A 13036-nucleotide genomic window follows, 5' to 3' on the forward strand; every position below is an offset into this window, starting at 1 on the left:
ATCATCACCTTAGAACAGAGCTTAGCCTTTTAATCACTTGAAACGCCTCGAATAATATTTGAATTACGCATAACAAACGCGTGAAAACGTGACAAGATTACGCCCGTCATACCACCGTTTCTGTCCAGATAGTACCCATAACGCACAACAGTCTGGCCGGTACCTGGCGGAACGATGAAGTCCATTGACTGAATTTCCATACTCCCATTTTCCTGCTTATATAAAACGCCATCAATAGAGAGCGCACAGGTCATGGGACCACCACCTGAAGTATCACCGGTACCCAGCATGAGAATACAGTACCCTAGTTTACCCATACTCAACGAGCCACCTTCATAACTCTTGTACTCCATACCTGCCGTTAATTTACCTCCACCCGTAATATTAATTGAGTCGTCCTGGCGAAGCGCGCCTAAAAGCTGCACTCGTTGCTCGAACGGCTGGCGATCAACAGCAAGCAAATCGAACCAGGCCCATTGTGCTTTCGCAATTCGACGGGAGCGGTGCTGAGCAATATTGATTGCCCATGAGCCAACATCTCCAATAATCTTATTAGCCCTTACGGTTCCCAGGATATTACAACTCTCATTAATAACTACATTATTTAAAGTACCTGTATCAGCCTGAATTTCACCGCGAACCACAACGTTATTGAATTCACTACTTCCGCTCTTGGTAATACTCCAGCCTCTCCATCCGGCCACATAATTAGTAGAGGAAAGTCGATCTGTGATTTTGGCAATATCAATCGTGCCGTTTTTAATTCGCGCCGAATCAATATACAACTCGTTACCTTCCGCAATCATCACCGGCACGGCGGTTTTGCTGATGGCATTAAAAATAGAGAAACGATCAGCATTAAAAATGATGTCACTTGTCGAACCATCACTGGCTAATACCATCCCTGCGCCAACTCTCTTATCACCTTTTGTCTCAACTTTAATTGAGTACATCGAGTTAATTTTGCCTTCCGAATCCGCTATCGTCTCTCCCTGGGTCTTAACTTTACCCTTCAGTTCTCCGACCGTTATATCCAGGCCATCTACCTTCTCTACGCTAGCCTTTAATGTACCGTCGATTTCCTGCACATTGGCGTTCAGATCGCTCACTGCACTGGCCGTCGCTTTGGTCCCTAAATCAGCTTTCAGGCTTTTAAGCTCCCGGGTATTAGCCTCAATATTTCCTCCGTCAATTTTGACCTGTGTATTCAGGGCAGTAAGTGCCGAAGCGTTCGCTGTATTTGCCACTTGATCGCTGACATCAATGCAAAATACATCATCTGCATACAGATAACCGGCCGACAGGCTGGAACGCAGGGAAATAGTCAGTGCAGCATCGGAGGACGGTTTATAGTCCCCAAAGATCTCCGTCCAGCCGGTTCCGATGCTGGTTGTTATCGGAATATCTTTCAGCGGCCCTGAGCTATTACGGATGCTGATTTTAGTATTACTGGCATTGCTGACCGCAAAGTCACCCGACTTGCGCACCCACGCGCCAATGCGGTATGTATGCCCCGCAATCAGGTTTACGTTCTGATCGCAGGCCGTAGAGCCGCTGGATGTCTTTGTCGCCTGGATAATGTACTTTCCGGACTTAGGGTTCTGCGCCGCCAGTATGCTCCAGCCTGAGTTCACCCATCCGTCAAAACTGCGCTCGAATGAGTTATTCGCCAGCATATTTCCCGGAATCGCTTTTGCTGCGTCGGCATCCGACTGAGTGGCCGCAATACTATTATTCAGCGACGTGACGCTGCTGCTCTGGCTCTCCAGCTTTCCTTCAGCACTCGTCACCCGGTTGGTCAGAGCAGCCAACGCGGCGGCATCCGCTTTGTTATTAACGTTGTTAATGGTGGTAGTCAGGTCGTTCGTCAACTCCGTGATACTGCTACCCTGGCTAGTCAGCTTCCCTTCAGCGCTCGTCACGCGCGTGGTCAGGCTACTGATGGCCCCGGCATTGGCTGCGATATTTACTTCATCTGTAACATCAACAAAATAGAAGTCGTCAAAATACTGCGCGCCAGACTTCAGGGAGGAGTAGATCGCCACATCGACCATCCCGTCTACCGTCGCCTTCCATGTTCCGGTCAATTCAATCCATGATGAACTGGTTGGAAGGTTCGCGGTGTTGAACTGGCGATCGTACAACAGGGACGACTGACCAATACGCAGTTTGTTATTACCCTGGTCACTCATGACCGAACCGCCCTGCGCACGGGCAAACACACCGATTTTATATGTGTTGCCTTTGACGACCGGTACTTTCTGAGAGATCCCGGCCAGGCCCACACCACACATCGCTATTTTGCTGCCGTAGTTGGGCGATTGTGCACTGATAACGGACCCGACGCTTCCCCATCCTGTGAAAGCCTCCTGGCCGCGTTCAAATGAACCGTTGGAAATCAGGTTGCCGGGAATTTTACCATCAGCAGCCAGGCTGGCCGTGGCATCATTCAGGGAGTTATTCAACTGCGTCAGGCTGCTACCCTGACTGGCCAGCGTTTTGCCCTGTTCCGTCACGGTATTCTGGAGCGTCTGCAGGGCGGTAGCATCGGCCTTTTTGTTGACGTTGCCGTTTGTCGTATTCAGCCCGTTTTCCAGCATGGTGGTCCGGCTTCCGACACTCGTCAGGATATCGCCCTGCTGAGAGACTTGCGTCGTCAGGGAATCAACAGCTGAGGCGGTCGCGTCTGCCGTGCTCTGCGCATTGTAAGCGTCGGTTACATCTGTAATAACCATGTCGTCGATAAACAGATTATAACCCGGCGTGTTGCTGCCGTTCGCCCCGCGCGTAGAGATCCAAACAACGGCACGGGTTGCACCTTTCGCGGTGGCTTTTGCATACCCGGAAAATTTAACCCATTTGTCACGACCGGCCAGCGCTGTTTCGCTGACATTAGCAGCTCCCAGCCATGAGTTTGCGCCCGCATCATTTTGCACGTTGAGGCCGACCACGGTGACCCAGCCGCCTGAGGGGGTTTCACCGGATGGCATCATCGCCCAGAACTCAACCCTGAATACTGCCGCGTCGCGAATGGCAAGGCGTGAACCGATTAGGTCGTCGCTGTTACCGGTAGTGTTCGGTGCACGCGTCACGCGCATGCATTTGCCGCCCGAGTAGCTGACTCCGCTAATAACTCGCGCAGACCCACCCAGGTTCTGATTAACGTCATAAGTTTCAAACGTTCCGTCCAGCCACGGGTTTGAGCCTTTGCGGGCGTTAATATTCAGCGTGCTGTTCAGGCTGGTAATGCTGTCAGCCTGGCTGTTGATATCCTTTTCAGTCTGCGTTACACGATTAGATAACGCGTTTAATGCAGTAGCATCAGCCTTCTTATTAACATTCGCATTGGTGGTTGACAGATCATTCTGCAGCTTTGTAATAGCCGCTCCCTGAGAGGTCATTCCCGCCTCAGCACTGGTCACCCGTGTTGTCAAATCACTGATTGCGCTGGCATTGGCCGAACCCACGGTTTCATCGGTAACGTCATAAACGGCAATGCTGTCGACGGCAACAACTGTCGCGGACGGATATACATAAAAAGCAATCCTTGCGTCTGTGGTGGTGGCCGGCAACGCGGGTATATCTACCGTAAGCGTTTCAAAACCATCTTTTCTGGTTACAACAGCCTGCGTCTGGGTGTAAGTACCAGCGGTCTTCGAATTAAAGATGCGGCATAAAATCCCACCTGAACCTGAGATTAATTTTGCACGTACCTTAAAACGGAACCGGCGTGATGAACTTACCGGGAACCATTTAGCGTTATTCGACATTAATCCAGGATTACTTGCGTCACCCGTATGCGTGATTATCACACCGGGAGCACCCTCCCCGTTTGATGCTCCCCACACAATGCGCCCGGCATTCTGCAGATTCCACGCATTTAATTGGTTTCTGAAATCATAGTTTTCAACCAGATTCTCACCGGTATCGCGAGCGCTATCGAGTGAAGCTTCTAGCTGGGTAATACTGTTACTTTGACTCGTCAGCTTCTCTTCAGCTTCAGTAACCCGGTTGCCTAACGAAGCGACGGCTGAAGCATCGGCTTTTTTCTCGATGTTCTGGTCGGCAGTGGCAAGTCCGTTTTGCAGTTTTGTGATGGACTGACTCTGGCTCTCAAGCTTTCCTTCAGCGCTACTGGCCCGGTTTGTCAGGTTGCTGATGGCGGTGGCGCTGACCGCAATATTGGTTTCATCAGTCACATCTACCAGATAGAAATCATCAAAATACTGCTCTCCCGTCGCCAGCAGCACCATGAGCGAGACGTCAAGGACTGCGGTTTTCGTGGCTTTCCATGTGCCCGAAATTTCCTGCCAGACAGAACTCGTGGGCAGCGTCGCGGGGTTAAACTGAACCTCCTTCAGTGGCCCGTCAGAATCACCAATACGCAGCTTATTGTTGCCAGCGGTGCCTGACGGCATTGTTGTTCCACCTGAAACACGCGTGAAGATACCTATTTTGTAGGTGCGATCTTTGGTAAACGAAATCTTCTGAAGCAACGAGACGACACTGCTGCCTGGAACCACTTTAAGAATTTGGGTGCCACTATGCGGCGAAGAAGCTGTGAGTATTGACGTCGCTGATTGCCAGCCGCTGTAACCATCGTTACCTCGTTCAAAAGACGGATTTGTTAACAGATTTCCAACTATCGCCCGGGAAGCATCGGCATCAGCTTTTGTGGCATCAACAGCCGCGACAGTTTCCTTCAGGCTGTTATCCAGCTTCGTCAGACTGCTGCCCTGGCTGGTCAGCGTCTTGCCCTGTTCGGTGACTGTGTTCTGCAACAATTGCAGCGCGCTCGCATCCGCTTTTTTACTGACGCTGGCATTCGTCGTTGACAGACCGTTTTCCAGCGCCGTGGTCCGGCTACCGATGCTGCTCAGCGTATCGCCCTGCACAGAGACTGTTGTCGTCAGGGAGTCCACCGCTTTTGCTGTTGCATCAGCGGTTTTCTGTGCACTCTGCGCTGCAGTAACGTTGCGCAGATGCCAGTCTGCCGCATACCAGACCGTACCAAAGGGTGAACTCTGATTAACCTGCAGGAAGGGACGCATAAAATTCGTATCGGCCGGCACCGTAAAGCGCCATGTCACGCGTTTCCACGCTGCGGTGACTTTGGTATTCCCGCCGGAAAGTCTCGCTTTGATACCACCTGTCGCTGAAGTGGCATTAGCGATATAGAGATTAAAATCCGCCTGCCCGGTTCCACAAGCAACCACCGCCGACATCTCGAAAACATCACCCGGAGTCACCGCAACATTGTTGATTTTAGGTACATGGTCGCGACCGGCCAGGCGAACCACATACGCAAACGGGCAATCTACAGGTACACCGGCAGCAGTGGCTGAAACGACGTCATAACCCATGCGGTCGTAGGAAGGTTCAAGCGCCGGGTTAGGAATATAATCATCCCCTGCAGCTTTTGCAGCACCAATCGCGCTGGTCAGGGAAGTAATGTTACCATTCGCTGCAGTCAGGCCGCTTTCCGTCTTCTCCACTCGTCCGGTCAGTGACGTCAGAGCGCTTTGATCCGCCTTTTTACTTACTGTGGCGTTGGTCGTTGTCAGGTCATTCTGTAGCTTTGCGATCGCCTGGCTCTGGCTGACCAGTTTCCCTTCCGCCGAGTCGACCCGGCTGGTCAGGTCTGTTACCGCCGATGCATTCGCTTTCTTTGACACCCCGGTCGATGAAAAGACGTCGACTTTACGGATATACAGACGTGCACTGTTTGACGGTGTCCAGCCCCCGGCGGCAAATCGCAGGTAAACGTAACGCCCGGTAAAATTGGCCGGAATGGTCAGTTCCACGGTTTTCGTCTGCCAGCTGGTCGTTACCCCACTCAGCCACGGCGATATAGACGATAACCAGGCGATCGGATTGCCTAAATCCGCTATCACACCGACGGTGTCAGACGATACGCTGTTAACCGTTTCCGAAGTCCGGTACTCAAAAGAGACCGTGAGAGTCAGTCCTGCCTCAACGGGGATACGCGTGACGTTGGCGACGCGAATGGAGCCAGTCGTGGTTTTCAGGGCTTTTTCACCCGAATCATAAGTGAACGCCGAACCGGTACCGGAGTTTTCCCAGAAGGATAAATCAACATTCATTCCGCCATTGCTGACCAGGCTCCCCTCAGCCAGGGAGTTTTTCAGCATTGTCAATTGGCCAGACTGCGTGGCCAGGTTTCCTTCCGTCCCGGTCACCCGATTGGTTAAGGCAGTGACCGCACTGGCATCAGCCTTTTTACTGACGCTGGCATTCGTCGTGGTCAGGTCGTTCTGCAGCTTTGCGATCGCGCTGCTCTGGCTGGTCAGCGTTTTATCCTGCTGGCTGACGCTGGACTGCAGGCCCGTAATGGCATTGCTGTTTGCGGCCACGCCCGATTCCGTTTTCCCGACGCGGTTAGACAGCGAGGTCAGCGTATTTCCCTGGCTGGTTAACGTGGTGCCCTGCTGTTCGACCTTTTGCGTCAGCGTCTGGAGCGCGGTTGCGTCGGCTTTTTTACCCAGACTGGTTTCAAGACCGCTAATTTTGCTGGACTGCGCGCTCTGCGCTGTCGTCAGGGAGCTCAGTTCCTCCGCCACCGAGGATTTATTGTCGTTGAACTGCGCCTGCAGCGATTCTCTGGCCGTCACCTCTGCTTTATCGGCGGTGATACGCGCGTTCATCTCCTGATACAGCAGGCCGGAACGCAGGTCTGCAAGGCTGTTACTGTCAGAGGTTCCCCTGATCTGAGCCGCCAGCGTGGAACGTTTCAGCGCCTCTACCTCATCCGCTTGCGTCCGCGCCATCTCCTCATTACGCAGGGCCGCCGTACTTGCTGCCGGCGCCGGGCGCCCAACGGATATCCAGTGGATCAGAAAATAGTTGTCGGCATTCTGCCCCTGGGCCAGATCGAGACGAAAACGGCGAACCGTGCCGGACGCGTTCCAGTTCACGTCGGAAATGGCCACCACGCTGATACCCTCACCATCAAACTCCTGCTCGGCGATAGTCACCGAGCGGGCATCACTCCAGCCGGTTTCCTCTGTACCAATCCAGTAAAGCCGCCCTTTCCATGCCGGATTACCCACACGCTTAATACGCAGCATGACGGTGCGATAGGAGGAACCCGGGATTTTTTGCCCGTTTGGCGAACGGCAGGAGGCCGTGCTGTTCGATGCTTTCAGCCAGCCTTCGTCCGTGATTTGCATCGGCACCTGACCGCCATCGTCCTCGGTCCACCCTTCATTGTCTTTATCGAAGTACCAGATACTGAATGAATCAAACTGCTGCCCACTACCGGCAGAGATTTCAGCGATCTGACGCGCCAGTGACTCGTCCCCATCCTGAATAATTGTCTGCAGATTATCGATGGCGGCCACCCGCTCATTTTTTTCATTGAGCAGCTGGTCTGCCGCCTGCGCCGCTTTCGCGTTGACGTCCGCAATGCGGTCAGCGGTCTCCTGTTTTACCGCTTTATCCCAGCCCGTATTTGCCTGAGCAATGGACTGTTTCAGGCCGTTTTCAACCGTCTGCAGCTGGGATTTTAACGCCGAGTCCCCCGCAGTCAGGGCTTTATTGACATCTGCTATCTGCTGGTCGACGGAAGTATTAATATCACTCACAGCATCGTTGATGCTTTTGTTTACTGTCGAGATGGCGTCATTGAGGGTCTGATTAACGAGGTCAATATTCTCTGTCATCGACTTATTGACCGTCGCTATCTGCCCATCAACCTGCTTACGGATCCCCCCGGCGGTCTCATTAATGCTCTGGTTTATTTCGTTAACCTGCTGCTCGACCTCTTCACGGATGGCATCAGCGGTTTCCGTCAGCGTTTTGTGGGTTTCCTCCATATCCCGCTGAGATTCTTGCCAGGCTTCGGTGTCCTTAATTGCATCGGTCAGCTTGTCGTAATACTCCCCGATATCGTCGCTGGCCATCCCCTGCACCCAGACGGTCCACGGACTTTCGTTACCAAGGCGATCGACAATGCGTGCCCGGTACCAGAACGTCGCCGCAATCTGCAGGCCCATCTGCTGATACGAGTTTCCCGGATACGTTACGTCAGAAAGCGCCATCGCGCCGTTGCCGGTTGGATTTGGGCTGTACTGCAGCTCGGTTTTTTGCGTATCGCCACTTCCCTCCGGGAACGCCCAGTTTAGTTGAACGCCATGCAGAAGGGATGTTGTGGTCAGCGAAACAGGTGCCGAAGGCAGGCCGATTTTGCCGGTCAGCGTTTTCTCTTGCGAATATGCCCAGCCGCTCGACACTTCCGCGGCATTGATAGCGCGCACCCTTACGATGTATCGGCCGGCATAAATTCCGCTGACATCAAACGAGGCAACGGAACTCCGGGGCACGTTTATCCAGTTGCCTTCATTGCGGCGCCACTGTGCTTCATAAGCAATGGCATTCTGTACTGCCGTCCAGTGAACCTGCAGCGTTTCAACGCTAATCCCCTGATTAACCACGGAATAAGACTCAACAACGATATTAGCTGGCGCGCTTTGCTTCCCTGGAGGAATAACGCTGATTGGCCGACTATCAATAATCGCACCGGAATCAATCCTGGCGTATTTATCCGGATCGTGAGCGGCTGCGGAAATTGCAAAGGTGCTATCGTTATTATCTTTAACACCCACAACACGATATTGCTGGACCCTCAGAGAGTCAGACTCAATGGCCCATACGCATTCCGGTTCAGGTCTTTCGGCATATTCAGCGGTGACGGTGACGACGTGTCCATCGACGCTCTCAATGGTTCGGCCTTGCGTCCCCCCCGATGGCAGGTTCAATAACAGACGGTCCCCGGCTTTCGCTTCCGTTTTACGATCGAGCGTAATAACGCAGCCATCCACTTCGCGGGTACGGCCACCGTTGACTTTTCCCGCCAGCATTTCGTCCGCCACCGCAATGATATAGCCGGGTTGTGGAATATTACCGTCCAGTCCGACTGAAAAAGTCACTACGCGATCTTTATTGTTGGTCAGAATTCCCCAACGCCCTTTACGGTTGGCCTCCGACTGACGGGTACAGCCAATCGCCGTAAGTTCTAGCTGATTAAATCCATAGCGGGCGACCAGCGGCTGCTCAAAAACCGGCTCCATCGCATCCGCATACTCATTCTCTGGATCAGACCATGAGACGAGCGCGTTGGTATAGCGCGTTTTGCTACTGCTGCTGGCATAGTGAAAACGACCATTGATGACGTTAGCCCTGGTATAGGTGTAATCAATATCACGAGGCATATCCGCCAGAGCAATCACCCGATCGCCACTCCAGCAGGTCATGCCACGGAAAATGGCCGCAAAATCGCGTAACACCGTATAGGCATCGTTGCGATCCTGAACATAGACGTTACATAAATAGCGCGGCTCGGTACCCTCCCCACCTTTACCATCGGGGACGGGTTCATCGCAATATCGTGCTACCTGATACAACGTCCATTTATCAATATTTTCTGAGGTAAGACGATTCCCCAGGCCAAAACGATCGCTGACGATCAGATCGTAAAAAATCCAGGCCGGGTTATCCGTCCACGCCCATTTGAATGCTCCGGTCCAGATGCCTGAATATTGGCGGGTCTCCGGGTCATAGTTATCAGGAACGCGGATCACCCGCCCGCGAGGACTGCAGGCAATTTTTGGAATAGAGCCATTAAACTGACGAGAGTCAAATTCAACGTAAAGCAGGGCCGTGTTGGGATAGCGTAGTTTTGCATCAAGCACCTCAGCATAACTTTGCAGCATCATAACATCGCCAGTTTTTGAGGTATTTGCGTCTTCCGTGACCTTACGCAGGCGCAAAACCCAACCCGTCGTCGCCCGGGGGAGATCAATGCGGTGGCATCGTTCATAGCCGGAAGTGGTCTTTCCGCTTACCGCACTCTCCAGCACCGTCTGCCAGCTACCACCATCGGTTTGCAAATCAACGGCATAGCTGACGGCGTTCCCTACCAGATCGCCATTATCTTCCTGTTTCAGTAAAGATGGCCATTTTAAGCGCAGGCGGACGGCGGAAAGCTGGGTATTACTAAAAGAGCGGGACCAGGCCGTTTTGCTGGAGACTTCCACTCCTACGTTAATTTCATTTTCTGAACCGGGGATCCCCTGGATGTAATTCTGTGCCTGAGTTCCCGGTCGAAACTCCCAGGCGACACCGCTAAAATTTTGCGAGCCGTCGGAATTTTCCAGCGGCGTACCATCAAGGTAAATATCTTTTGCGGTAAGCGCACCGGCAAATTCACCCTCGCCCAGCGCAATGAGAATTTTTGCTTTCGCAACAGACTGTAAATCATCAGGCTGTTCCGTTGGGGTACGCGGGCTTGAACTCCCGCCCTTACAACCTTTAATGAGATGCTGTGTCATAGATATTTTGTCCATAAAAAAACCACCTCAAAGGTGGTCTGAAATGAGAGAAGCCGGATATTTTACTGCTGGTCTTCTACATAAATTCCCGCTGAAATAATTGCCCCGCCGATAAGCCGCTTGCCGTATAACAACGGTACCGGATATCCCTGAGCGGTGGTGTTCGTGACCCCGCCAAATGCGTAGGAGGCTTTATTTTCAGGAGATTGTTGACTGGCTAAACCTGGAACCTGAGGAGAAAGCATCTGAAGAACACCACCAAGTACCATTGAGGCCCCCAGCATTGCGGCACTTCCCCACCCGGAGCCGGCAGCAATCGCGGCGAATATCCCTCCAGTGCCCATAGTGGCGATTGAAGCGACCGCGATCAATGCAACACCTAATATCGTCTGTAGCACGCCAGCTTTTTTACTACCAATAACGACAGGAACAATTCGTATTACTTTATCGTTGATGGGGAAAGGAATATCATCCTCGCTAATATTTTTCTTTCCTTTAAAAACAGCATAGGTTAATCCCATAGCTTTGCTGTTGTTCATGAATTTTTCAAATCCATTGATAGTACAACATAAAGCCCTTATCGCTTCAGATGCCGTTGCCACCATCCGACAATGAGATTTGCCAAATTTCTTACCAAGAATACCGCCCAACTCTATTCTGACCATATGTTCTTGCATAAATACTCCATCTGCAGCAGACATTATGAATAAATCATAAGCATCTATTCCGCCATTGATAATATCGTACGCTGAGTTGACTCGAGAGCAAGTCCAGCCCTCTGATGTTGAATCACATTCACTTGCTAACGCATTTCATATCGGGTGATTTAAAATCCCAACGTCTTTCAGATTTTTTCATTAGTCAACGCATTATCATTAATATGATAGCGCAAAACTTTCACCGTTCTTTCCTGCCAGTATCCCCCATACGGCACTCGCTGGCTTAAATGACCATACAGGTGATGCAGCAGCATATTTCCCTCAAGGAGAATACCCGCATGATTCCACTTATTTGCCTGTACCTGCATGATAATCATATCTCCCGGCTGCGGCGGGCCATCAAACTCGCGAAAGCCACATTCATACCAACAATCATGATAAAAGTTATCAGGGTAGCCATCTTCCCACCACGGATAATCCACACGATAATCCGTCAACTCAACATTATGCTGCTGGCGAAAATAGCTCATTACCAGTCCCCAGCAATCATAATGGCCAAGCACGAACGGACGTTCCAGCAGCGGCAATTCTCCTCGCGGATAAATGGTACGAAAATCGCCTTCCGGCCAGCTGAAAATATGCCAGGGTAACAACATCGCGTCACACTGAGCCTTATCCAACTCGCTTGGCTGGGTCGTCGCGTCGGGGTGACTGTGGACGATCCCCGTTACGGTGCCCCAATCCTCTACCCGTGCATAATCCTCCGGCGCAAGAACAAAATGCTCCTGTGGGGCATCGGCAATATTACGACAGGGGAAATAGCGCTCTACCCGCCCCCTTTGGGCAATCGCACCGCAGCATTCTCGAGGATATTGCTCCTGAGCATGCACCTGAATAGTCCTGATAACTTTCTGGCGCATGTTAGCTCCGAATTAAAGATGTGCCGGGAAAACCACCAAAAGGCAGCTCATTGTCTTCGCCAAAGCGTAATTTACAGGCCGACAAAGTGCCGTTACAAACATCCAGCGCCGGATCGGTAACAGGTGTATTATTGTTATCAAAATATCGCTGACCTGTATAATCACAACCATCGCCGCTGCGGTATTTATTCCTGATACACCAGGTACAGATAGAATGCAGCTGACGCGTTGGGATCATTATTCCTTGCAAATCCATTGGACTGGCAAGAGTGAACTCAATCGCTTCATTGGTCTCCTCACTTTTGGCATCAATAAAGAAGACTTTTCGTTTTTCCTGCGTGGGGTCGGCTCTCGCATTACCTTCAGGGAAATTACGTGCGTCGAGATATTTTGCCAGCGTATCGTGAATGGTGACTTTCGCCTGAACCAGGTCATCGTAATACAAGCACAGCGCGGTAATCGAAGCATCAATATTTGCCACCTTCAGCGATGGTTGCGCGTCCCGACCGCTGGTAGAGGATTCAATCCCGTCAATAATACAAGGCCATGGCATATATTCATTGCCCTGCCACCAAATGGATTTTGCAGGCAAACGCGTTTCGTCCCCTCCAGCAGCCTGGATTTCAGCTTCGCTATGGGCGATACTGTGCCCGTGGAAATATAAGACATCATCCATGCCAAAGACGCTGCCATCAATTTCCAGTAAACGTATTTCACTCCCGGGTTCAAGTTTTTGATAATCAGCTGTAATCATGGTGCATATGCCTGGTTAAATGTGGCGGTTACCGTCATTATCTGACTCGATAATGGCGAAAGTTTTAGTGAATCGGCGCTAACACGATAAAGCCCGGATTCCCCCGCAGGGGTATCCCAGATAAACGACTTCGTTACATGACGCCGCATAAATTCAAGCACGGCTAATATCTCTTCCTTTTCTCCGGTCAAGGTCACTGGCCAGCTTTGTTTTTCAAAATGTAGACCATCGCCGACGATCTGCTGATATCCGTCGCCAAAACGAGCCTCGCGAACGGTGAAATTAAAATCCCCCTGCAAACCCGCTTGTATTTGCGTTCGCCAGGTAAAGGTTTCTATTGCCATATCTTCTCCG

At 51.6% G+C, this 13036-nt stretch carries 5 protein-coding genes; all 5 read right to left on the minus strand.

Annotated elements, in window-relative coordinates:
- Positions 1-29: 29 nt before the first annotated feature.
- A complete protein-coding gene (locus ABLU67_RS02345) occupies positions 30-10364 on the minus strand; it encodes a carbohydrate binding domain-containing protein (RefSeq protein ID WP_224384717.1) in 10335 nt (3444 codons plus the stop codon).
- A gap of 47 nt (positions 10365-10411) precedes the next feature.
- The gene (locus ABLU67_RS02350; RefSeq protein WP_004850357.1) at positions 10412-11026 is read right to left on the minus strand and encodes a tail assembly protein; all 615 of its coding nucleotides are present in this window, start codon (positions 11024-11026) and stop codon (positions 10412-10414) included.
- A 167-nt stretch (positions 11027-11193) separates the two neighbouring features.
- The gene (locus ABLU67_RS02355; RefSeq protein WP_348852137.1) at positions 11194-11928 is read right to left on the minus strand and encodes a C40 family peptidase; all 735 of its coding nucleotides are present in this window, start codon (positions 11926-11928) and stop codon (positions 11194-11196) included.
- Between the two features lies 1 nt (position 11929).
- A complete protein-coding gene (locus ABLU67_RS02360) occupies positions 11930-12682 on the minus strand; it encodes a phage minor tail protein L (RefSeq protein WP_025107965.1) in 753 nt (250 codons plus the stop codon).
- On the minus strand, positions 12679-13026 hold the full coding sequence (locus ABLU67_RS02365) for a phage tail protein (protein WP_025107966.1): 348 nt from the start codon (positions 13024-13026) through the stop codon (positions 12679-12681). The genes ABLU67_RS02360 and ABLU67_RS02365 overlap by 4 nt, the downstream gene beginning before the upstream one ends.
- Positions 13027-13036: the final 10 nt, after the last annotated feature.

Source organism: Klebsiella sp. GN_Kp190, assembly GCF_040061795.1.
GTDB classification, from domain to species: domain Bacteria; phylum Pseudomonadota; class Gammaproteobacteria; order Enterobacterales; family Enterobacteriaceae; genus Klebsiella; species Klebsiella michiganensis.

Excerpts from the sequence above, each read along its gene's own strand:
- ABLU67_RS02345 (WP_224384717.1), bottom strand. The coding sequence starts at position 10,364 with ATGGACAAAATATCTATGACACAGCATCTCATTAAAGGTTGTAAGGGC.
- ABLU67_RS02350 (WP_004850357.1), bottom strand. The coding sequence starts at position 11,026 with ATGCAAGAACATATGGTCAGAATAGAGTTGGGCGGTATTCTTGGTAAG.
- ABLU67_RS02355 (WP_348852137.1), bottom strand. The coding sequence starts at position 11,928 with ATGCGCCAGAAAGTTATCAGGACTATTCAGGTGCATGCTCAGGAGCAA.
- ABLU67_RS02360 (WP_025107965.1), bottom strand. The coding sequence starts at position 12,682 with ATGATTACAGCTGATTATCAAAAACTTGAACCCGGGAGTGAAATACGT.
- ABLU67_RS02365 (WP_025107966.1), bottom strand. The coding sequence starts at position 13,026 with ATGGCAATAGAAACCTTTACCTGGCGAACGCAAATACAAGCGGGTTTG.